The organism is Corallococcus sp. BB11-1 (assembly GCF_026626625.1).
In the GTDB taxonomy this organism is placed as follows: Bacteria; Myxococcota; Myxococcia; order Myxococcales; family Myxococcaceae; genus Corallococcus; species Corallococcus soli.
In genome coordinates this window covers 331,371-353,305 of sequence record NZ_JAPNJY010000035.1, presented here as the reverse complement: position 1 = coordinate 353,305, position 21,935 = coordinate 331,371, and the positions used below count along the sequence as shown (strand labels likewise).

Below are 21,935 nucleotides of genomic sequence, written 5' to 3'. Positions count from 1 at the left end.
CCGTGAGGAGCGACCGCCCGTGCGTCTTTTCAAAGCCATCCTCCTGCTGATGCTCGTGGTCAGCATCATCCCCACGGTGATGGTGGGCTGGTTGTCGGTGTCGCATACGCGCGAGCTGCTCATCCGCGACGCGCAGGAGCTGGCGCAGGAGCGCGTGAAGCAGCTGCGGCTCAAGGCCGAGCGCTTCCTGGAGGACCCCACGGAGATGGTGGTGGGGCTGTCCAGCGTGCCGGGCGGCTTCTTCACCCTGCCGCGCGACACGCAGCGCTCGCACATCGCGGCGGTGCTCAACCAGCGCCAGGAGGTGCTGGCGCTCACGGTGTTCAGCGCGGACAAGCAGCGGCAGCCGGGCCTCCAGGCCTTCGCGGTGCACGACATGGCGCCCAGCGCGGTGGCCGAGCACGAGGAGCGCGCCCGGGCCCTGCTCAACGCGGGATTGACGGGGGTGCGCTATTCGGACGTGGTGGCGTCCCCGGGTGGCGGCGGTCCAGTGGTGACGCTGGCGTTCCCGGTGGGGGACCCGGTGCAGGGCTACATGGCGGCGGACCTGACGCTCGCGGGCCTGCGGCAGATGCTGGCGCAGGAGCGCGTGGGGAGCACGGGGTTCGCGTACCTGGCGGACCGGCACGGGCGGCTCATCACCGGCGGCGGAGACCTGGGCGCGGTGGGCGAGGACGTGTCGAAGCGGACGCCCCTGGCGCATCTGATCAAACAGCGCGAAGGCACCCCCGACACGGAGCTGTTCCACGTGGGCAACTTCGGCGAGGGACGCGACGCGGTGGTGGCGGCGTACTCCGTGTTGCCGGAGGCGGGCTGGGCCATCGTGTCCGAGCAGCCGGTGGAGCACGCCTACCGGCAGGTGGAGACGATGGAGCGGCGCATCCTGGCGGGCCTGGGCGGCGCCATCCTGGTCGCGCTGGTGCTGGCGGCCATCTTCTCCCGCAACCTGACGCAGCCCCTGAAGACCTTCATGGCGACGTCGCTGGAGCTGGCGCGCGGCAAGTTCGGCGTGGAGGTGAACCTGCGCCAGAAGAACGAGCTGGGGGAGCTGGCCCAGACGTTCAACTACATGAGCAAGCAGCTGCTCGCGTACGACATGGAGACGCGCGGCCTCTACGAGAGCCTGGAGAAGGGCTACCTGGAGACCATCGTCGCGCTGGCCAACTCCATCGACTCCAAGGACGCGTACACGCGCGGCCACAGCCAGCGGGTGGGCGACGTGGCGGTGGAGATCGGCAGGGAGCTGAAGCTCACCGAGCGTGAGCTGCGGCAGTTGCAGTACGGCGGCATCCTCCACGACATCGGGAAGATTGGCATCGTGGAGAGCATCCTCACCAAGCAGTCCCGGCTGACGGATCAGGAGATGGCCACGATGCGGGAGCACCCCGCCATCGGTGACGCCATCATCGGGCCGGTGACGTTCCTGGGGCCGGTGCGCGCGTGCGTGCGCCACCACCACGAGCGCTGGGACGGCACGGGCTACCCGGACAAGCTCAAGGGGGAGTCCATCCCGCTGCTGGCGCGCATCGTCGCGTGCGCGGACACCTTCGATGCGTGCACCTCCACGCGCCCCTACCAGAAGGCCATGCCGCTGGAGAAGGCGATGGAGATCCTGGACAACCTGAGCGGCGCGCAGCTGGACCCGAAGGTGGTGCTGGCCCTGCGCGCGGTGCTCGCCCAGCGGGGCGTGCGGCTGGAAGGCCACCGGCAGCCCGTCAAGCTGGCGTCCTGAGCGCCCCCGCGCCCGCGTCCTTCGCCGGGCGCGCGCGGCAGGTCCCCCACCCCGCCAGAAGGATGGTAGGGAGGGGCTTCCTGCCCAAGACTCTGGAAGGTGGATCGGTGAGCAACTTCTGGGACCGCATCAAGCCCGCGGCCAAGCCCCTCAGCGCGACGGACGCCCGGCTGTCCGCGGACGGAGAATCGCTGACGCTCACGTGGGATGACGGCGTGACGACGAGCGCCACCGCGCAGGTGCTGCGCCAGCAGTGCCCGTGCGCCGCGTGCGTGGACGAATGGACGGCGAAGCGGACGCTGGACCCCGCGCAGGTGCCCGCGAACCTGCGCGTGTTGCAGATGCAGCCGGTGGGCAACTACGCGCTCGCGTTCGTCTTCAGCGACCAGCACAACACGGGCATCTATCCGTGGAAGCACCTGCGCGACATCACCCAGTCCCAGGGCTGAAGCCCCAATACCTTTCGGAGCACTTCGTGACTTCGCGCTATCGGCTGCTGCAACCGCTGGCCACGGGTGGCATGGCGGAGCTTTTCCTGGGGGTGGCGAAGGGCGCGGAGGGCTTCGAGCGCACCGTGGCCATCAAGCGCGTGCTGCCGCACCTGGCGCGCGAGCCGGGCATCGCGAGCATGTTCGTCGCGGAGGCGCGGCTGGCCATGCTGCTGCAGCACCAGAACATCGTCACCGTGCACGACGTGGGCGAGGGCTCCGAGGGGCTCTTCCTGGTGATGGAGCTGGTGGACGGCTGGGACCTGGGCGCGCTCCTGCGGGCGGTGAACCGGCAGGGGCTGCGCTTTCCGCCACACCTGGCCGTGTTCATCGCGAGCCAGGCCCAGGCGGGCCTGCTCCATGCGTACCGGCGCCAGCATGACGGGCAGCCGGTGATGACCGCGCACCGGGACGTGTCCCCGTCCAACCTGCTGGTGTCGCGCGAAGGGGAGGTGAAGGTCACCGACTTCGGCATCGCGCGGATGGAGGGCATCTCGCGCACCGAGCCGGGGGCCTTCAAGGGCAAGGTGCCCTACGCAGCGCCGGAGGTGTTGAAGGGCGCGCCCGCCACGGCGCGCAGCGACCAGTTCTCGCTGGGCATCATCCTGTCGGAGCTGCTCGCCGGGCAGCACCCGTTCGGCCCCTCCGCGGAGCCGGTGGCGGTGGCGTACTCCATCCTCAACCGGGCGCCCGCGTCGCTGCCGGACGTGCCGGCGTCGCTGGCCACGCTGGTGCTGCGCATGCTGTCGCGCGACCCGGAGAGCCGCTTCCCGGAGCCGGAGGACGTGTCCGAGGCGCTCGCGCGGTGGCTCGCGCAGGCAGGAGAGCCCGCATCGTCGCACGCCCTGGCCTCGTTCCTGCGCGGCGTGCGGCTGCCTCCTTCCGTGGGAGAAGTGGCCCGGGCCGCGGCCCTGGAGGGTGGCGACATGAAGGGCGCGGCCGTGTCGTTCGTGACGTCCGCCGGGCCTCGCGAGAGCGCGCAGGCGCCCTCCGCGTCGGTCATGGACTCCGCCGCCGGGCGTCAGGGCAGCGGGGCCCCAAGGGCCGGCACGGGGACGTCGCCCTTCGGTTCGGGCATGCCGCCGTGGACGGCGGGTACGGCGGCCGTGCCCGTGGGCCGTGACGAAGAAGAGCCGTGGAACCCGAGCCCCGGCGGGCTGGCGCTGTCCGCCTCGGGCGAGGTGATCCACGCCTGCGCGCTGTGCGGCGCCGCCCTGGCTTCGCCAACCGCCCCCTGTGAAGCGTGCACGCAGGGGCCGGCGTCCGCGCCCTGGAGCTCCGCCGCCGACACCTCCACCGCCATGGGAGTTCCTGGCGCGCACGGACGTCCGGCACCGGGTGCCGTGCGCCAGGGGGCTCCCGGAGCCGTGGCGTCGGGGGGGCGCGCCTTGCCCGGTGGGCCCCGGGGCTCCGCGTCAGGCGCGGCGCACACGAACAGCGAGGAGCGGGTCCAGCAGTCGCTCGCGGACTTCGACGATGCCGGGCACAGCAGCCGCCCCAGCATCCAGCAGGCCGGCGCGGGCGACCTGGAGCTGGAGGAGCGCGCCCCCCGTCCGGAGGGCACGTCATGGGAGCTGGAACCGCCCGTCCCAGCCTCTCCGCGCAGGCGTGGACGCTGGGGACGGACGGTGGCGCTGTTCGGGGTCACCGCGGTGCTCGCGGGCAGCGTGATGTTCCTGTGGCCGCGCTACGAAGCCCAGATCATGGAGAAGCTCAAGAGCCTCCAGCCGCCTCCTCCGCTGTCCATCCGCAGCGAGCCCCCCGGGGCGCAGGTGACGGTGGACGGCGTGGAGGTGGGCGTGACGCCGCTGGTGATGGACAACGTCTACCCGCCCCGCTCCGTCCCCGTGCAGATCAAGCTGCGAGGGCACCGCATGTGGACGGGCTCGTTCATGGGCGGCAAGAAGGCGGACCTGGACGCCCAGTTGCGGCGCTGAGGCCCGCCGTGCCGCCCCCGGCCCCTTGAGGGGGGCCGGCCCTACTTCACCAGCCGCAGGTGACCGCGGCGCGGGGGCTGTGGCTCCTCGGGCGGGCCTCCCTCGGGCGCGGGTGCGGGCACGGCCGCGACCTCCGGGCGCGTCTCAGGCTCGTCGGAGTGTTCGCTCTGCACTTCGCGCAGGAAGGCGCGGGGGCGCTCCGCGGCGACGGGCATGGGCACCGGAACAGGCTGCGGCGGACGCACGACGGAGGCGGACGCCACCGGGGGCTGCTGGAGCAGCTCTGGCGGCATCTCCTCCGGGTACATCCAGAACTCCTTCGTCACGTGGCTGGCGATGGCGAACAGCGCCGACCAGGGCACCGCCACCGTGAAGCGCGAACCGGAGAAGCTCAGCGTGGAGCGCACGCCCCACTCGCCCACCGTGAGGTCGGGCGGCTCGAAGCGGTAGGAGAGGTTGAGGCGCAGGTGCGCTTCGCCTCGGAGGCTGGCGGGGACGAGCACGCCGGGGCGGCGCGCGTCCAGGTGGATCATCACCATCCCCTGATCCAGCGCGGCCAGGAGCCGCTCCTTCTTGTCGGAAACCTTCTTGTCCATTCCAGCCTGTCAGCGGGGAAATTCGGGCGCGCCCCTCAACGACGGCGCACTTCCCGGTCCATCTCCCGCTTCGTCTCCCGTTCCTTGATGTCGTGACGGCGATCTTCGTGCGTCTTGCCGCGGCACAGGGCCAGTTCCACCTTGGCCCGTCCCTTCCTGAAGTACAGCACGAGCGGGATGATGGAGTAACCGCGCTCGCGGACCTTCGCCGTCCAGCGGTCGATTTCCGTCCGGTGCATCAGCAGCTTCCGGCCCCGGGTGGGGAGGTGGTCGAACACGCTCGCCGCCTTGTAGGAGCCGATGTGCGCATTGAGCAGGAACAGCTCCGTGCCCTTCTGCAGCGCATAGGCGTCCGACAGGTTGGCGATTCCATCCCGCAAAGACTTCACCTCGCTCCCGGTGAGCGACAGCCCCGCTTCGATCGTGTCGTCCACCGTGTAGTCGAAGCGCGCACGCCGGTTCTCGGCAATGACCTTCACCCCCGGCTCCGCACCCACACCCTTCGACTTTCCGGCCATAACGTGTCCCGAGTCTCCTAACCGTCCAGGGGCATGTTGTCGATGAGCCGTGTGGCGCCACAGAAGGCCGCCACCAGCACGCGCGCCGTCTGGCCCGGCGCCACTGTCCCGAGGGGCGAGAGCGTCTCCGCGTCCCGCACCTCCACATAGTCCTCGCGCAGGTCCGCCGCCTTCAGCTCGCGCCGGACGGCGTCCACCAGCACGCCCGTGTCCCGCGTGCCGGAGGACAGCAGGGCCTGGGCCGCTCGCAGGCCCTTCGACAGGGCGAGCGCCCGCTGGCGCTCGTCGGCGGACAGGTAGGCATTGCGGCTGCTCATCGCCAGCCCGTCCGCTTCACGCACCGTGGGCATGCCCACGATGTCCGCCCCCAGGTGCAGGTCGCGGTTGAGCGCCCGGATGACCTGGAGCTGCTGGTAGTCCTTCTCCCCGAACAGCGCCACCTTCGGCCGGAACAGCGCCAGCAGCTGCGTGACGATGGTGGCGACGCCCCGGAAGTGTCCGGGACGCCGCTCGCCGCACAGCCCCTGGCTGACGTCGGTGACGTCCACGTAGGTCTGGTAGCCGGGCGGGTACATCCCGCTCGGCTCGGGCGCGAACACGGCCTCCACGCCCGCGCTCGCGCACCGGCCCAGGTCCCCCTCGAAGTCGCGCGGGTAGCGCGCCAGGTCCTCGCGGGGACCGAACTGCGTGGGGTTCACGAAGATGGAGGCAGCCACCACGTCCGCGCGCCGGCCGCCCTCCCTCATGAGCGAGACGTGGCCCTCATGGAGGAAGCCCATGGTGGGCACGAGCGCCAGGCGGCGGCCCTCCTGCTGGAGGGTCTCCACCCAGGCCTTCACCTCCGGCACGGTGCGCAGGACGCGAGGGGCCATGGCTAGACCGGGGCCCCGTAGATGGCGCCGACCTTCTCCACGCCCTCGGCGGGCGCATCCACCACTCCGGGGCCCACGGGCGTCGCGGCCACGAGGCGGACGTTCTTGTTCGCCTTGAAGCTGTGGTCCTCGTCGGGGAACGTGCCCGCGCGGACCTCCGCGAAGTACGTGTTCGCCGCTTCCGTGATGTTGCCGTGCAGGTTGGCGAAGCGCTTGACGAACTTCGGCTTGAAGTCCGGGTTCATGCCCAGCAGGTCGTAGCAGACCAGCACCTGGCCATCACAGTGCTTGCCCGCGCCAATGCCGATGGTTGGAATCTTCAGGCTCTGGGTGATGGTGCGCGCCAGCTCCAGCGGCACGCCCTCCAGCACCAGCGCGTACGCCCCGGCCTCCTCCAGCGCCAGCGCGTCATCCAGCATGCGGCGCGCGGCGTCCTCGTCGCGGCCCTGCACCACGTAGCCGCCCATCTTGTGCACGGACTGCGGCGTCAGCCCCAGGTGGCCCATGACGGGGATGCTGGCGCGCACGATGGCGCGCACGGTGTCGGCGAACTCCGCGCCACCCTCCAGCTTCACGCTGCCCACGTTGCCTTCGGCCACGAGCCTGCCGGCGTTGCGCACCGCCTCCTGCGGCGACACCTGGTAGCTCATGAAGGGCAGGTCGCCCACGACGTGCGCCCGCTTCGCGCCCCGGCTCACCGCGGCCGAGTGGTAGACCATCTGGTCCATCGTCACCGGGAGCGTGGAGTCCTGCCCCTGGATGACCATGCCCAGCGAGTCACCGACCAGGAGGACGTCCGCCCCACCCTCGTCGAGGATGCGCGCGAACGTCGCGTCGTAGGCGGTGACCATGCAGATCTTCTGACCGGACTGCTTCAGGCGCTTCAGCGTGTGGATGGTGACCTTGTCCTTCACGGTTCACCTCCTGTGGAGACGGGTGGGACAGCCTCGTGGAGCGTCAGGCCCCTCGCCGTCCCCAGGGGGATCGCCGGAGGCCAGGGTTCCACGAAGGTGCACTCTAACGCCCCCCGGGCCTCCGTGGGGGATCACCGCACGATGAACCGCCCGGGCAGGCGGGCGGCGTCAGGGCCGCCGGGACGCCTTGGGCACGTAGTGCTGAACGCCGGGCTTCGCCGTCTGGATGGCGTGCATCAGCTCCTCGCGGTCGCCTTCGTTGTGCACGAAGTCGATCTCCGAGGTGTTCACGATGAGCAGCGGCGTGTCCGTGTAGTGGGAGAAGAAGTCGTTGTAGGCGTGCGTGAGCGACTCCAGGTAGCCCGCGTCGAACTTGCGCTCGAACTCACGGCCGCGCTTCCTGATGCGGTGCAGGAGCACGTCCAGCTGCGCCTGGAGGTAGATGACCAGGTCGGGCCGGGTGACGCGGGGCCCCAGCGCCTCGAAGACGCGGTCGTAGAGGGCCAGCTCGTCCGACGCCAGCGTGAGGTTGGCGAAGATGCGGTCCTTGGCGAACAGGTAGTCGCTGACCGTGACGGAGCGGAACAGGTCCTGCTGGAACAGCTCCTGCTGCTGGCGGAAGCGCGACAGCAGGAAGAACACCTGCGTCTGGAACGCGAACTTCTGCCGGTCCGCGTAGAAGCTGGAGAGGAAGGGATTCTCCTCCACCACTTCGAGGATGCGGCGGCTGCCCAGGCGCTCCGTGAGGAGGTTGGCGAGGCTCGTCTTGCCCACGCCGATGGGCCCTTCGACGACGATGTAGCGGTGGTCCATCGGCCCGAGGCCTCCGCCCCCGGTGACAACGCATGCGGCGCATGCGCGCGGGGGGCGGATAACACAACCATGCCCTCGCGCATCCGGCAATTTTCGCCGGCCCATCCCGGCCTTGCACTGCCCCCGGGCCATCCCCTACGGTGCCCGCCAACAGGCACGGACAACGGGAGTGGTCGGCCAGATGCGCGGCAGGCAGCGGGTGAAGACGGCGGTGGTGGAACTGGAGGCGCACGAGGAAGCCGCGCCCGCACAGCGTCCGGCCACGGCCCCGCCCGCACCTCCGGTGGACGTGGATCCACTCTATGGCGTGGCCCTGCTCAAGACGGCCTTCGAATTGAAGCGCCGCCCGGACGGCTCCGTGGACGAGGTGCTCAGCGCGGTGCTCGCGCGCCTGCGCATCGACGAGGGCGAGTTCCGCGCCTTCCTCGCCCAGCAGGGTGGGCTCCTGGCCGCGCTGGGCCAGAAGCACTGAACCGCTAGTCCGCGTCCGCTCCGGAGTCCGTGTCGGCCTCGGGCGCGTCCGGAGGCGGAGGCGCCATCGCGGTGACGGGGCCCAATGCGCGCTCGATGGCGGCGAACTCCGCGGGCGACAGCGTCTCCGCGCGGCGGCCCGGGTCGATGCCCGCCGTCTGGAGCGCGGCGAGCATCGCCTCCGGCGTCGCGAGCCCCTTGTCGGACTTGAGCGAGTTGATCAGCGTCTTGCGGCGCTGCGCGAAGCCGGCCTTCACCAGCCGGGTGAAGCGGGCCTCGTCCACCAGCGGCGCGCGGGGCTTGGACAGCCGCGTGAGGCGCAGCACCGCGGAGTCCACCTTCGGGGGCGGATGGAAGCGCCACGCCTCCAGCGTGAGGACCTGCTCGATGTCGAAGTGCAGGCCGAGCAGCACCGTGAGCAGGCCGTAGTCGCGGTTGCCGGGTTCGGCGGCCAGGCGCACCACGACCTCCTTCTGGAGGGTGAAGACGGCGCGCGACAGGTGGGCGCGCTGCGCGAGCACCTGGAAGAGGATGGGGCTGGTGAGGTGATAAGGCAGGTTGCCCACCAGGGCGACCTCCGGCGCGCCGGACACCTGGGCGAAGTCCACCGTGGCGGCGTTGCCGGACACCACGCGCACGCCGGGGATGGCCTCCTTCTCCAGCACGGCCACCATGTCGCGGTCGCGCTCCACGGCCGTCACCTGCGCGCCGGTGGCGGCGAGGAAGCGCGTGAGGTGGCCCAGGCCCGGGCCCAGCTCCACCACGGGCTCACCGGGGCGCAGCTCCAGCGCGTCCGCGATGGACTGGAGCGCGTCCGCGTCTCCGAGGAAGTTCTGGCCCCAGCTGTGCTTGGCGCGCAGGCCGTGGCGCTTGAGGATTTCGCGCGGCGATTCCACTTGGGGGATTCCCTTCCCTACTCCATGCGCCAGGCGGGGTCGGCCGCGAGGCGGAAGTCACCGCGCAGACCGCGGCGCCACGCTTCATACCCCGCGACGGCGATCATCGCGCCATTGTCCGTGCACAGCCGCACCGGGGGCAGGAACATGCGCAGCCCGCGCTCCTCCGCGCGCTGCTTGCACAGGGCCCGCAGCCGCGAATTGGCCGCCACGCCGCCGCACAGCACCAGCTGCGTGTGGCCCAGCCGCTTCGCCGCGGCGACCAGCTTCTTCGACAGCACGTCCGCCACCGCCTCCTGGAACGACGCGCACAGGTCGTGGAGCGCCTGCCCCTCCGGGACGCCGTGCTTCTGCACGTGGTGCAGCACCGCCGTCTTCAGGCCGGAGAAGGACACGTCGAAGTTGTCGCCCGGCAGCGCGCGCGGGAAGCGGATGGCCTCCGGGTTGCCCTGCTGCGCCAGCTCGTCGATGGGCTGCCCGCCGGGGTACGGCAGGCCCAGGATGCGCGCCGTCTTGTCGTAGGCCTCGCCCGCGGCGTCGTCGCGCGTGCGGCCGATGAGGCGGTAGTTCCCGTAGTCGCGCACCTCGTAGAGGCTCGTGTGCCCGCCGGACACCACCAGCCCCAGGAACGGCGGCGAGGGCGCGTCCTCCAGCAGGCGGATGGCGAGCAGGTGCCCCTCCAGGTGGTTGGCGCCGACGAAGGGCTTGCCGGTGGCGAGGCTCAGGCCCTTGGCCACCTGGAGCCCCACGAGCAGCGCGCCGATGAGGCCGGGGCCGGACGTGACGGCCAGCAGGTCGATGTCGTCCAGCGTCTTGCCCGCGCGGGTGAGGGCCTCGTGGAGCACGGGCATCACCTGGACGATGTGGTTGCGGCTGGCCAGCTCCGGCACCACGCCGCCCCACCGGCGGTGGATGTCCACCTGCGTGGAGACGACGTCCGACAACACGCGCCGGCCATCCTCCACGACGGCGGCGGCGGTTTCATCGCACGAGGTTTCGAGTCCGAGGACGAGCACGACGACTCCAGGAAGGACGGGAGAGGCGGAACGACGGTCGCCTAGGTGCCCATCCCCTTGAGCAGGACGCGCACCTCTTCCGCCGAGCTCCCCGTCGGTTCCAGGTACAGATACTTCTTATAGGCCTCGGCCGCTCGGGGTTCCTGACCGGAGAGCTGGAGCGAGCTGCCCAGCCAGAACCAGGCCTTCGCGTTCTTCGGCTCCTCGCGGACCACGTCCTGGAGCAGCCTGGCCGCCTCCCGGAAGCCCGCCTCGCTCGCGTTGCTGTTGTTGGCGAGCGAGATGCCCAGGCCGGCCTTGGCTTCCGTCGAGTCCGCGTTGAGCACGAGCGCCTTGCGGTAGGCCGCCACCGCCGACTTCCAGCGCTTGCTGCCCATGGCCGTGCGGCCTTCCTTGATCAGATCCGCGTAGGTGGCCTTGGGCGCCGCGTCGGGCGGAGCGGGGACCGGGACGGGCTCCGGCGTGACGGGCTTCACGGGGGCGCCCGCATCCGGCGCGGCCACGACGGCCACCGTCTGGGGAGGCGGGGTGCCCGCGTCCACCGGGGCCTCGACCGGGGCTTCCACGGTCTTCACGGGCGGGACGACCGCCGGAGGCGTCGGGGTCTCCGGAGGCTTGCGCGCTTCCACCGGCTTCGGGGCCGGCGTCTCCTTCGGAGTCAGCACCGGGGGCGTCTCAGTGCCCGAGCCCCGGGAGATGACCACCGCGGCCACGGCCGCCAGGAGCACCAGCCCGCCCGCGACGTAGAGGCCCGTGCGCTTGGGCTTCAGCGCGGCGTGCAGGGCCGCGTCGTCCTCGTCGTGCGCCTGCTTCTTCGGGGTCGACGGCGCGGAGGCCGCGACCGGGGCCGTCACCGCGGGCGCGACCGGCGCGGGCACGGGCTCCGGGGGCGGGGGATCCGTGAAGGACGCCTCCGACACCGGCAGCTCCTGCTCCACCGACGCCACGGGCTCCACCGGCGCGACGACGGCGGGCGCGGTCGCCTCGAAGGGCGTCGTCGCGGGGAACTCGACGTTGAGGCTCGCGGGTCCCACCTGGGGCGGGACGATGCCGTGTCCCGGATACGGGGGCAGCGCGAGCTGCTGGGGCGGGGCCGCTTCCGAGGCCTCGTCCATCGGCTCCAGGTCGGTGGCCGCCTCCTCGTGGGTGACGCCGTGGCCGCTGACCAGCGTGACCTCGGACGAAGGCGGCGCGGGCGTCGGCGGCGGCACGGGGGCCAGCGGGCTGGGCTCGGTGGCGGCGCCCCCGAAGATGGGCGCGCGCGTGAGCGGCGGCGCGGCGACGGGCGCGAGCGCGGCGGACGGCGCGGGCGTGACGGCGGGGCCCTGCGGGGAGACGGGCGCGCGGGGCGCCGGCGACCAGATGGAGCCGGGGCCCCAGGTGCTGGAGGCGCTCAGGCCCTCCGTGTCCACCCGGCCCCAGTCGAGCAGCAGGCTGCGCCGCGCGTGGTCCACCGCGCGGTGCGCCGGGGGCGGCTCCACGAGGAAGGCGGACCCTTCCTGCGACAGCGGCGGGACGACGGGCTCTCCCGCCTCCTGCTCGAACGCGGGGGGCGGAGGAGCGCCTTCGCCGGGACGGGAGCGCGGCGGGAAGAGGATGACCTGCGCCGGCTGCACCCCGGCCTGCGGGGGTGCCACGTCCGCGACGGGCGTGACGTCCTCGACGGGCGCGGGCTCCGGTTCGGGCGCCACGTCCTCCAGGGGCGCGGCCTCCGCCACGGGCGCGGGCTCCGGCTCCGGGGGGGTGGCCTCCACGGGCGCGGCTTCGACGGGCGCGGGCGCGACCTCCACCGGGATGGGCGGGGCGGCGTTGAGCCACTGCTCGATGCCGGGCTTGCTGCTCTGCACGGGCTCCAGCGGCGCGTTGCCCAGCTCGCGGATCAGCCCCTCGAAGTACAGCTTGCTGATGATGCCCAGCGCGGCCAGGTCCTCGAAGTCCGAGTCCTCCACCACGCGCGACAGCGCGCGCTTGCCGTCGAACAGGCGCAGGAGGCCGTTCACTTCATCGGGGATCTCCGACAGGCGATCCGCCAGCTGGTGGTAGTCGATCTCGAAGACCGTCTCCAGCGGCGGAAGCTGCTCGAGCATCCGGCCCCACTCGTCGAGCCGGCGCATGCCCTCCATGAGCAGGCCCTGCGTGGAGACCTCGATGCGCTCGGGCCTGTCCAGCGTGGTGAACTGCACGTCGAACTGACCTTCGAACGTGTTGAGCAGCCGGTAGAAGGCGTTCTCGCCCTTGAGCCGACCCAGCTCCGCGTCCACGACGCGGCCTTCCTTGAAGTAGACGGTGCCGGTGCGCTCGCCCTGGATGGCGATGACGCCCGTCTTGCGGCCGATTTCGAAGGTCTGGACCAGGTCCACGACGCCCATGTCGGCGAGGCTGCCCGCGAAGCCGCCCTTGGTCGTCTCGCGCTTCTCGATGCGTTCCTTCTCGGCCTTCTGAAGGATCATCTTCACGCGGGCGACGATCTCTTTGATGTAGATCGGCTTCGTCAGGTAGTCGTCGCTGCCGAGCTCAAGGCCGCGCACCTTGAACTCGACCGACTTCTGGTTCGTCAGGAAGACGAAGGGGATGGACTTGAAGCGCTCGTCGGACTTGAGCGTCTTGCAGAGCTCGAAGCCGTCCATCTCCGGCATCTTCGTGTCCGCCAGCACGAGGTCCGGGGGGCTGATCTGGACCTTCTCCAGCGCATCCTTGCCGTGGATCGCCGTCGTGACGGAGAAGCCGGCCTTCTTCAGGCTGACCTCCATCACGCGCAGGCTCTTCGCGTCACCATCGACCAGGAGCAGGTGCTGCTTGGCCACGTTGCATGCCTTTCAAAACGGGAGGGGCGGCGGATCCAACGGACGCGCCCCGTGGGGGCAAGCATCGGGCCCGGTTTCCAGGTGTGTCAATGGGCGGGACTGTCCGGAAAACCGTCCGGTTCCCTCCCTGGAGGACAGGCAGGTCAGCGGAAGAGGCCCTTCTTGGGAGGGTTCTTCTTGCGCATGTCGATGAGCCGCAGCTCCTGATTGGCCTCCAGGTGCTTGGGGTTCGCCCGCACGGCCTCACGGAAGTGGCGTTCGGCGCGGTCCATGTCGTTCTCCACGCGCGCGATGACGCCCAGCTGGTAGTGGGCGCGATCACAGTTCGGGTCCATGCGCACCGCATCCGCCATCCACTGTTTGGCGCGGGCCATGTCGGCCTTGCGGCTGGGGTCCATGTAGACGGCCCACGCGCGGGCGGCCAGGTACAGGGGCTTGGGGTCCAGGGCGTGCGCGCGCTCGTAATGCTCGTTGGCGGCCACGAAGTCGCGCTTGCGGAAGTAGACCTCCGCCATCTTGAAGAGGTCCTCCGCGTTCGTGTTGCCCCGGGCGGCGGCGCCCCCGGGACGGGCGGCCTGGGGCGCGGGCTTGGGCGCGGCCTGGGCCACCTGCAGCGACTGCAGGTACGTGTTGCGGCGCGTGTCGTCGTGCAGGACTTCGTAGGCCTCGCGGATGGACTCGAAGACGGAGGTGATCTTCTGCGCCAGGTGGGGCAGCGACGGGGGCAGCCGGTCCGGGTGGAAGACCTTCGCGAGGCTGAGGAAGGCGGCCTTCACGGTGTCGCGGGAGGCGTCCTGGGGTACGCCGAGCACCAGGAAGTGGTCGCGCTTGGCCTGGATGTCCGCGTAGCGCTGCTCAATCTGCTGCGCGAGCCGGCCCTCGTCGGGCTTGGGGGGCTCCAGCGGCGCGGCGGGCGCCGCGGCGACGGCGGCGGGTTCGACGGCGGTGGGCGCGGCGGGGGTCGGGAGCGGGCGTCCGCCGAGCGCACCCATGTTCTCCATGGCGCGGCGCAGGAGGCGCTGGCGCCGGAGCTTGGAGGCTTCGTCGGGGTTGGAGGGGTCTTCGGCCGCCACGTCGTCCTCGTCAAAGTCCCAGTCGTCCAGGTCACCGGACAGCTCGGATTCATCAGTCTGGCCAGAACCCCCACCGTTGTCACCGGGGAAGGCAGCGAAGCGGGGGGAAGGGAGCGGTTCGAAGCTCGCTTCCGGCTCGAAGGTCGTCTCGACGATGGCTTCGACGAGGAATTCGTTCGCCTCCCCCGCCGCCGGCCCGACGTCCGAGCGGATGAGCGCTTCCAGGTGGGCATCCACCTGCTGGAGGGCGGCCTCGAAGGACGCGGTGAGGTTCTGGGCGGGGTCGTTGGATTCGTCGAAGGAGACGATGCGCCACAGGTCGTCCTCGCTGGCGCGCACCGGGCCCAGGCGCAGCGGCGGGGTGGCGGCGGCGGGGAACTTCGGGGGCTGGACGGACCAGAGGTCCGGCTGGGGCGCGGCCTCCGGGGGGAGGACGGAGGGTGCGGGGGCGGACTCGACGAGGGCCGGAAGGGGCGCCGCGGCCGGCACGACGTCGCCCCAGCTCTCCGGTTCCACCTCCAGGAGGGGGAGGTCCGCTTCCGGAGGCGGCGCGGTGGGGAAGCGCGAGGGCTCCTCGGTGAGCCATGGATCCAGGGGCTGTGAGGCCGAGCGGCGCAGCGCCTCCGCCATGTCCTCGAGCAGGGCCGCCTGGGCGCGCTTGCGGGCGTCACGCAGGGCGGAGGTGTTCTCGGTGGCGGGCAGCTCCAGCGCGTCGCGAGGAGACGCGGGGATGGAGTCCGCCCAGGAGTTCGATTCCGTGGACGGTTCGGGATCCGCGGTGAGGACGATGTCCTCGGGTTCGAGCGCCAGCAGCTCCGGTTCGGCCGCGGCGACCGGGACGAGCACGGGGGGCGGCGTGGGAGGAGTGGTCGGGCGGTCCCGCCGCGGCAATGCCGGAGGCTGGGCGGGTTGCTGCGCACGGCGGGCCTGTTCAGCCTGACGCTGGGCTTCCGCCTGCTGGGCCTCGGCTTCGGCGAGGAGGCGGGCCTCCTCCGCGAGGCGGGCCTCTTCCTCACGAAGCTGGGCTTCCTCCGCGAGACGGATCTCTTCGGCGATCCGCGCTTGTTCCTCCGCGCGAAGACGGGCCACTTCTTCGAGGCGGGCCACTTCGGCCAGTCGAGCCTCTTCAGCGAGTCGAGCCTCTTCGGCGAGTCGAGCCTCTTCGGCGAGTCGAGCCTCTTCGGCGAGTCGAGCCTCTTCGGCGAGTCGAGCCTCTTCGGCGAGTCGAGCCTCTTCGGCGAGTCGAGCCTCTTCGGCGAGTCGAGCCTCTTCGGCAAGCCGGGCCTCTTCGGCTAGGCGGGCCTCTTCAGCGAGTCGGGCCTCTTCAGCGAGTCGAGCCTCTTCAGCGAGTCGGGCCTCTTCAGCGAATCGAGCCTCTTCAGCGAGTCGAGCCTCTTCAGCGAGTCGAGCCTCTTCGGCCAGCCGGGCCTCTTCAGCCAGCCGAGCCTCTTCGGCGAGGCGAGCCTCTTCAGCCAGCCGGGCCTCTTCAGCGAGTCGAGCCTCTTCAGCGAGTCGGGCCTCTTCCGCGAGGCGGGCCTCTTCGGCGAGGCGAGCCTCTTCCGCGAGCCGGGCCTCTTCAGCCAGCCGAGCCTCTTCGGCGAGGCGAATTTCCTCAGCGAGTCGAGCCTCTTCAGCGAGTCGAGCCTCTTCAGCGAGTCGAGCCTCTTCAGCGAGTCGAGCCTCTTCAGCGAGTCGAGCCTCTTCGGCCTGTCGGGCCTCTTCAGCGAGGCGAACCTCTTCAGCCAGCCGAGCCTCTTCCGCGAGGCGACTTTGCTCAGCCAGCCGAGCCTCTTCAGCGAGTCGAGCCTCTTCGGCGAGGCGAACTTCCTCAGCCAGCCGAGCCTCTTCAGCCAGCCGAGCCTCTTCAGCCAGCCGAGCCTCTTCCGCCAGTCGAGCCTCTTCCGCCAGTCGAGCCTCTTCCGCCAGTCGAGCCTCTTCCGCGAGGCGAGCCTCTTCCGCCAGCCGGGCTTCTTCTGCGCGCCGAGCCTCTTCCGCGAGCCGGGCCTCTTCCGCGAGCCGGGCCTCTTCAGCCAGCCGAGCCTCTTCAGCCAGCCGGGCTTCTTCTGCGCGCCGAGCCTCTTCCGCGAGGCGGGCCTCTTCAGCCAGCCGGGCTTCTTCTGCGCGCCGAGCCTCTTCCGCGAGGCGGGCCTCTTCCGCGAGGCGGGCCTCTTCAGCGAGCCGAGCCTCTTCAGCGAGCCGAGCCTCTTCTGCGAGACGAGCCTCTTCCGCGAGGCGACTTTCCTCAGCCAGCCGAGCCTCTTCCGCGAGGCGAGCCTCTTCAGCGAGGCGGGCCTCTTCCGCGAGCCGGGCCTCTTCAGCGAGGCGGGCCTCTTCCGCGAGCCGGGCCTCTTCAGCCAGCCGAGCCTCTTCGGCGAGGCGAGCCTCTTCAGCCAGCCGGGCCTCTTCGGCTAGGCGACTTTCCTCAGCCAGCCGAGCCTCTTCCGCGAGGCGAGCCTCTTCAGCCAGCCGAGCCTCTTCAGCCAGCCGAGCCTCTTCAGCGAGGCGAGCCTCTTCCGCGAGGCGAGCCTCTTCCGCGAGGCGAGCCTCTTCCGCGAGGCGAGCCTCTTCCGCGAGGCGAGCCTCTTCCGCGAGGCGGGCTTCTTCTGCGAGGCGGGCTTCTTCTGCGCGCCGGGCCTCTGTTAGACGCGCCTCCTCCTCTGCACGCAGCCGCGCCTCTTCTTCAAGACGGGCCTCCTCCGCAAGCCGAGCTTCCTCCTCACGAAGCTGAGCCTCTTCAGCAAGACGGATCTCCTCCGCGATTCGTGCTTCTTTCTCAGCACGAAGCCGAGCTTCTTCCGCGAGCCGGGCCTCCTCCGTCGCCCGCGCCCAGGCTTCTTCAGCGAGTCGAGCCTCTTCAGCGAGTCGAGCCTCTTCAGCGAGCCGGGCCTCTTCAGCGAGTCGAGCCTCTTCAGCGAGCCGGGCCTCTTCCGCGAGTCGAGCCTCTTCCGCCAGCCGAGCCTCTTCAGCGAGTCGAGCCTCTTCCGCCAGCCGAGCCTCTTCAGCGAGCCGAGCCTCTTCAGCCAGCCGGGCCTCTTCCGCCAGTCGAGCCTCTTCAGCCAGCCGGGCCTCTTCAGCGAGTCGAACCTCTTCAGCGAGTCGAGCCTCTTCGGCGAGGCGAGCCTCTTCAGCGAGGCGAGCCTCTTCGGCGAGGCGAGCCTCTTCAGCCAGCCGAGCCTCTTCAGCGAGGCGGGCCTCTTCAGCGAGGCGGGCCTCTTCAGCGAGGCGGGCCTCTTCGGCGAGGCGAGCCTCTTCAGCGAGGCGAGCCTCTTCGGCGAGGCGAGCCTCTTCAGCCAGCCGAGCCTCTTCAGCGAGGCGGGCCTCTTCAGCGAGGCGGGCCTCTTCCGCCAGCCGGGCCTCTTCAGCGAGGCGGGCCTCTTCCGCCAGCCGGGCCTCTTCAGCCAGCCGGGCCTCTTCAGCCAGCCGAGCCTCTTCAGCCAGCCGGGCCTCTTCAGCCAGCCGGGCCTCTTCCGCCAGCCGGGCCTCTTCCGCCAGTCGAGCCTCTTCCGCGAGCCGAGCCTCTTCGGCCAACCGGGCCTCTTCCGCCAGTCGAGCCTCTTCGGCCAGTCGAGCCTCTTCCGCCAGTCGGGCCTCTTCCGCCAGTCGAGCCTCTTCCGCGAGTCGAGCCTCTTCAGCGAGCCGGGCCTCTTCCGCGAGTCGAGCCTCTTCCGCCAGCCGAGCCTCTTCAGCGAGTCGAGCCTCTTCAGCGAGTCGAGCCTCTTCCGCGAGTCGAACCTCTTCCGCCAGCCGGGCCTCTTCAGCGAGGCGAGCCTCTTCCGCCAGCCGAGCCTCTTCAGCCAGCCGGGCCTCTTCCGCGAGTCGAGCCTCTTCGGCGAGCCGAGCCTCCTCAATCGCCCGAAGCCGAGCCTCCTCCGCCAGCCGTGCTTCCTCCGCGAGCCGGGCCTCCTCCGCCAGTCGCGCCTCTTCAATGGCCCGAAGCCGCGCTTCCTCCGCCAGCCGGGCCTCTTCAATCGCCCGAAGCCGAGCCTCCTCCGCCAGCCGCTCCGCCTCGATGCGCGCGAGTTCCGCGAGCCGGGCCTCCTCGGCCAGCCGGGCCTCCTCGGCCAGCCGCTCCGCCTCGATGCGCGCGAGCTCCGCCAGCCGCTCCGCCTCGATGCGCGCGAGCTCCGCCAGCCGAGCCTCCTCCGCCAGCCGCGCTGCCTCCTCACGCCGGCGGGCCTCCTCGATGATCCAGGCCTCCTCCTCGGCCTGGCGCAGCTCCTCCTCGCGCCGCAGCCGCTCGCGCTCCTCCCAGTCCTCCACCGACAGGGCCTCGATGCGGCCCTCGCGCTCCAGCACGCGCAGCAGCGCCTGCTGCGCCCCCGTCAGCGCCTCCGGCTGCCGGAACGCTCCCAGCGTCTCCAGCAGTCGCCGCTCGGACGCATCCGTCAGCCACGGCTCGCAGGCGGCCACCTCCGGGCACCGGTACACCCTCGCGGGCACCGCCTCTCGCGGGGTCGGCTCCAGCGCCGCGCGCACCACCCGCATGCCCGCGATCGGCGCGAAGTCTCCCGCCGCTTCCACCGCCTCCGCCTCGAAGTCCGCGCGCTCCGCCAGCGCACTCAGCCGCCGCACCTGCGCGAGCACCTGCTGCTCGTGCACCACCGCCGGCTTCAGCCCGCTGTCCTCCAGCAGCTCCTCGTCCGGCGCCCCCGCCCCACCCCGCGCCCACAGCGCGTCCAGCGCGTCCACGCCCAGCAGGCCCGTCTGGAACAGCGCCTGCGCCGGACTCTGGTAGCCAAAGCCCAGCCTCGCGCCCACGAGGTCGCCTTCGCGCAGCCACAGCGCGGACTCACGCCCTCCGGCGTGCAGCGTCAGCCGGCCGGTGGCTCGGGACTTGTGGGCGGCATACAGCGCTTCGGCGACCTGCGAGGCGGACATTCGGCTCCAGAGTGTAGCCCTTCCCGCCCGACCCTCAATTCGACGGCGGTGCCTGCCCGCCCGCCGCCCCCAGTTGCACCTGCCGCAGGGCCTCGTAGGCCCCAATCCCCACCGACGTCGAAAGATTCAAGCTCCGGCGCTCCGGCAGCATGGGGATGGACACCGCCGTCCCCGTCCCCCCCGCCATCACCTCCGGCAAGAGCCCCGTCACCTCCGAGCCGAACACCAGGTGGTCCCCCGCCTGGAACCGGGCCGCGTAGAGCGACGTCTCCGCCCGGGCGGAGAACAGCCAGCGGCGGGCCGCCGGGTACTCCGCCACGTAGGCGTCATAGGTCGGATACAGCTTCAGGAAGACCTTGTCCCAGTAGTCCAGCCCCGCCCGCTTGAGGTTCCGGTCGTCGATGGAGAACCCCAGGGGCTCCACCAGGATGAGCCGGCAGCCTGTCACCGCGCACAGGCGGGCCACGTTGCCGGTGTTGGGCGGAATCTGCGGGGAGACCAGGACCAGATGCAGGGGGGACGCCAGGGGCTCAAGCATGGGGTAGAACACGGGGCATGCACTGGAGGGTGACCAACGAAACGCGGCAGCGGCTGCTCGCGGACCGCGCCGAACGGGCCGAGTCCTTCGTCCAGCGCTTCCAGGGCCTCATGGGCCGCGCCTCGCTGCCGATGGGGGCCGGGATGCACATCGAGCCCTGCGACTCCATCCACACGTTCTTCATGCGCATCCCCATCGACGTGGCCTTCCTGGACGCGGAAGGGCGCATCGTCAAGCAACTGTCCGCGCTTCCCCCCTGGCGCGCCACCGCCATCTACCGGCGGGCCCGCTCGGTCCTGGAGCTGCCCTCGGGCGTCCTCCAGGCCAGCGGCACCCAGGAGGGGGACCGGCTGGTGTTCGCCCCAGCGGAGCCGGCCGGCGCCTGAGGGGCCCCCGCATCCGCCTCCCTGCCCGCCCACACCCGGAGGGTGGGGGCGCATCATCAGCGAGAGCTTTTTGACCCCTTTCGGAACGCTTTGTTAACGTCACGGCCCGATTTTCACGCCTCTTCCGGAAGAGTCCCCACGCATGCGCATCGAGGTCGCTGGCAGCACCCACGTCGGGATGAAGCGGAACCACAACGAGGACAACTACCTCGTGCTCACCGAGGAGAACCTCGTGGTCGTGGCGGACGGCATGGGCGGTCACTCGTCCGGTGAGATCGCCAGCCGCATCGCGGTGGACGAGCTGGGTGAGTTCTTCCGCATGACGTCCAAGGACCAGGACGCCACCTGGCCGTTCAAGATGGACAAGCAGCGCAACTACGATGAGAACCGGCTGTCCACCGGCATCAAGCTGGCGAACGCGCGCATCTTCGAGCGCGCCACCGTGGACACCAAGTACAAGGGCATGGGCACCACCATCGTGTCCGTGCACTTCGCCGACAGCGCGGCCTACGTGGGCCACGTGGGCGACAGCCGGGTGTACTTCTTCCGGGGCGGCATGCTGCAGCAGGTGACGGAAGACCACTCGCTGCTCAACGACTACCTCAAGGCGAAGAAGCTCTCGCCGGAGGAGATTGAAAACTTCCCCCACAAGAACGTCATCGTGCGCGCGCTGGGGATGAAGGAGCAGGTGCAGGTGGACGTCACCCGCGTGGATCCGCTGGAGAACGACGTCTTCCTGCTGTGCTCGGACGGCCTGAGCGGCATGATCTCCGACGCGCAGATGCAGGACATCCTGTCGCGCACCCCGGAGCTGGAGAAGGCGTGCGGCCAGCTCATCGACCTGGCCAACGCGGCGGGCGGCAACGACAACGTGACGTGCGTGCTCGCGCGCTACCACGCCGCCTGACGCGCACATGACAAGGGCCCGGCCTCCCACAGGAGGACGGGCCCCGTCAGCCGGAAGCCCGAAGCCTCAGCGCCCCGCGAGCGAAGCGGGCACCCGGTGGGGGCCCCACGCGAGCACCTCGGTGAGGGCCTCGCCCGGCGCCACCTGCGTCTCCTCGAACACGGCGCAGCGCTCCAGCCTCGCGCCCTGCCCCACCCGGGCCCCCGGGCCCACGGACACGCCCGGGCCCACGGTGGCGCCCGCGTCCACGACGGCGCCCGGGCCCACGTAGGCGGGGCCCCGCACCGTCCCCGCGACGCGGGCCTCCGGATGCACCCACGCCCCGGCGCCGTCCGCCTCCAGCCCCGCGAGCGGTGAGTCCGCTCCCAACGCCGCCAGCGGCACGCGCCCTTCGAGCACGTCCCGCACGGTGGCCAGGTAGCGCGACGGCATGCCCAGGTCGGACCAGTACGCGTCCACCGCGTGCCCGCGCACCGGGAGCCCCGCCTGCATCACCCGCACGTAGACCTCGCGGTTGATGTCCTCGGGCCCCTCGGCCGTCATGAAGTCGAACACGCTGGGGGACATGACGTGCACGCCGGTGAAGTGCCAGGGCTTGAGCCCGTCACCGCCCGGCCCGTACCCCGCGATTCTCCGCACCTGCCCGCCCGCGTCCGCCTCCACCGCCGCGTACGTCTCCCCCGCCGGCATGGGCAGCAGCACCATGGTCGCCACGGCGCCGGACTCCCGGTGCGCCGCGACCACGGGCCGCAGGTCCACCGGGAAGAGGATGTCGCCGTTGAACACGACGAAGTCCTCGCCCGCGAGGAAGTCGCGCAGGCCGCGGATGCCGCCGCCGGTGCCCTGGATGACGGGCTCGTGCACGACGTGCAGGGACAGCCCCGCGCGCTCGCACTCCGCGCGGGCCACCGCCGCCATCGTGTCCGGCAGGTGGTGCGTGTTGATGCCCACCGCCGTCACGCCCGCGGCCTTCAGCACCGCCAGGTGGTAGCGGAACAGCGGCTGGCCGAGGAACGGCATGGCCGGCTTGGGCCAGCGCTCGGTGAGCGGGCGCAGGCGCGTGCCCAGGCCCGCGCAGAGGACCATGGCCTTCATG

General features: G+C 71.2%; 17 protein-coding genes. 6 read left to right on the top strand and 11 right to left on the bottom strand.

Translation table 11 applies throughout. The features are described 5' to 3' along the window. Positions 1 to 19: 19 nt before the first annotated feature. The 3 genes from OV207_RS30705 to OV207_RS30695 all read left to right on the top strand — a co-directional run bounded on the left by OV207_RS30705 (position 20) and on the right by OV207_RS30695 (position 4,157). Positions 20 to 1,732: an HD domain-containing phosphohydrolase gene (locus tag OV207_RS30705; RefSeq protein WP_267558567.1), complete on the top strand. Its 1,713-nt coding sequence runs from the start codon at positions 20 to 22 to the stop codon at positions 1,730 to 1,732. Between the two features lie 62 nt (positions 1,733 to 1,794). Continuing rightward, a complete protein-coding gene (locus OV207_RS30700) occupies positions 1,795 to 2,181 on the top strand; it encodes a DUF971 domain-containing protein (RefSeq protein WP_267558566.1) in 387 nt (128 codons plus the stop codon). 26 nt (positions 2,182 to 2,207) lie between these two features. Then, entirely contained in the window at positions 2,208 to 4,157 is a 1,950-nt protein-coding gene (locus OV207_RS30695; protein ID WP_267558565.1) for a protein kinase domain-containing protein, read from the top strand. A 41-nt stretch (positions 4,158 to 4,198) separates the two neighbouring features. Here the strand turns inward: OV207_RS30695 and OV207_RS30690 are convergent, their stop codons facing one another. The 5 genes from OV207_RS30690 to OV207_RS30670 all read right to left on the bottom strand — a co-directional run bounded on the left by OV207_RS30690 (position 4,199) and on the right by OV207_RS30670 (position 7,870). Continuing rightward, positions 4,199 to 4,753: a ClpXP protease specificity-enhancing factor SspB gene (locus OV207_RS30690; RefSeq protein ID WP_267558564.1), complete on the bottom strand. Its 555-nt coding sequence runs from the start codon at positions 4,751 to 4,753 to the stop codon at positions 4,199 to 4,201. 35 nt (positions 4,754 to 4,788) lie between these two features. Further along, positions 4,789 to 5,271, bottom strand: a complete 483-nt coding sequence (gene smpB / locus OV207_RS30685; protein WP_120542977.1) for an SsrA-binding protein SmpB — start codon at positions 5,269 to 5,271, stop codon at positions 4,789 to 4,791. 17 nt (positions 5,272 to 5,288) lie between these two features. Then, a complete protein-coding gene (gene panC / locus OV207_RS30680) occupies positions 5,289 to 6,143 on the bottom strand; it encodes a pantoate--beta-alanine ligase (protein ID WP_267558563.1) in 855 nt (284 codons plus the stop codon). 2 nt (positions 6,144 to 6,145) lie between these two features. Next, on the bottom strand, positions 6,146 to 7,057 hold the full coding sequence (gene panB / locus OV207_RS30675) for a 3-methyl-2-oxobutanoate hydroxymethyltransferase (protein ID WP_193430884.1): 912 nt from the start codon (positions 7,055 to 7,057) through the stop codon (positions 6,146 to 6,148). A gap of 168 nt (positions 7,058 to 7,225) precedes the next feature. Continuing rightward, positions 7,226 to 7,870 (bottom strand): deoxynucleoside kinase, encoded by a 645-nt coding sequence (locus OV207_RS30670; RefSeq protein WP_193430885.1) that lies wholly within the window; start codon positions 7,868 to 7,870, stop codon positions 7,226 to 7,228. A gap of 181 nt (positions 7,871 to 8,051) precedes the next feature. Between OV207_RS30670 and OV207_RS30665 the strand changes: the two genes are divergently transcribed. Next, entirely contained in the window at positions 8,052 to 8,342 is a 291-nt protein-coding gene (locus tag OV207_RS30665) for a hypothetical protein (protein WP_193430886.1), read from the top strand. A gap of 4 nt (positions 8,343 to 8,346) precedes the next feature. Here the strand turns inward: OV207_RS30665 and rsmA are convergent, their stop codons facing one another. From rsmA to OV207_RS30640, 5 genes are all read right to left on the bottom strand, one after another. Further along, positions 8,347 to 9,237 carry a 16S rRNA (adenine(1518)-N(6)/adenine(1519)-N(6))-dimethyltransferase RsmA gene (gene rsmA, locus OV207_RS30660; RefSeq protein ID WP_267558562.1) on the bottom strand — a complete coding sequence of 297 codons (891 nt, stop codon included), beginning with the start codon at positions 9,235 to 9,237 and terminating at the stop codon, positions 8,347 to 8,349. Between the two features lie 17 nt (positions 9,238 to 9,254). Beyond that, on the bottom strand, positions 9,255 to 10,253 hold the full coding sequence (gene tsaD / locus OV207_RS30655) for a tRNA (adenosine(37)-N6)-threonylcarbamoyltransferase complex transferase subunit TsaD (RefSeq protein WP_193430888.1): 999 nt from the start codon (positions 10,251 to 10,253) through the stop codon (positions 9,255 to 9,257). Between the two features lie 41 nt (positions 10,254 to 10,294). Then, entirely contained in the window at positions 10,295 to 13,057 is a 2,763-nt protein-coding gene (locus OV207_RS30650; protein ID WP_267558561.1) for a response regulator, read from the bottom strand. 143 nt (positions 13,058 to 13,200) lie between these two features. Continuing rightward, positions 13,201 to 19,008 carry a DnaJ domain-containing protein gene (locus tag OV207_RS30645; RefSeq protein ID WP_267558560.1) on the bottom strand — a complete coding sequence of 1,936 codons (5,808 nt, stop codon included), beginning with the start codon at positions 19,006 to 19,008 and terminating at the stop codon, positions 13,201 to 13,203. A 34-nt stretch (positions 19,009 to 19,042) separates the two neighbouring features. Next, positions 19,043 to 19,546, bottom strand: coding sequence for a tRNA (cytidine(34)-2'-O)-methyltransferase (locus tag OV207_RS30640; RefSeq protein ID WP_193349510.1), 504 nt, complete (start codon positions 19,544 to 19,546; stop codon positions 19,043 to 19,045). Positions 19,547 to 19,563: 17 nt separating this feature from the next. Between OV207_RS30640 and OV207_RS30635 the strand changes: the two genes are divergently transcribed. Beyond that, positions 19,564 to 19,932 (top strand): DUF192 domain-containing protein, encoded by a 369-nt coding sequence (locus tag OV207_RS30635; RefSeq protein WP_267558558.1) that lies wholly within the window; start codon positions 19,564 to 19,566, stop codon positions 19,930 to 19,932. Positions 19,933 to 20,074: 142 nt separating this feature from the next. After that, positions 20,075 to 20,839 carry a Stp1/IreP family PP2C-type Ser/Thr phosphatase gene (locus tag OV207_RS30630; RefSeq protein ID WP_193349508.1) on the top strand — a complete coding sequence of 255 codons (765 nt, stop codon included), beginning with the start codon at positions 20,075 to 20,077 and terminating at the stop codon, positions 20,837 to 20,839. Between the two features lie 66 nt (positions 20,840 to 20,905). Here the strand turns inward: OV207_RS30630 and OV207_RS30625 are convergent, their stop codons facing one another. Next, entirely contained in the window at positions 20,906 to 21,934 is a 1,029-nt protein-coding gene (locus tag OV207_RS30625) for a nucleotidyltransferase family protein (protein ID WP_267558557.1), read from the bottom strand. Position 21,935: the final 1 nt, after the last annotated feature.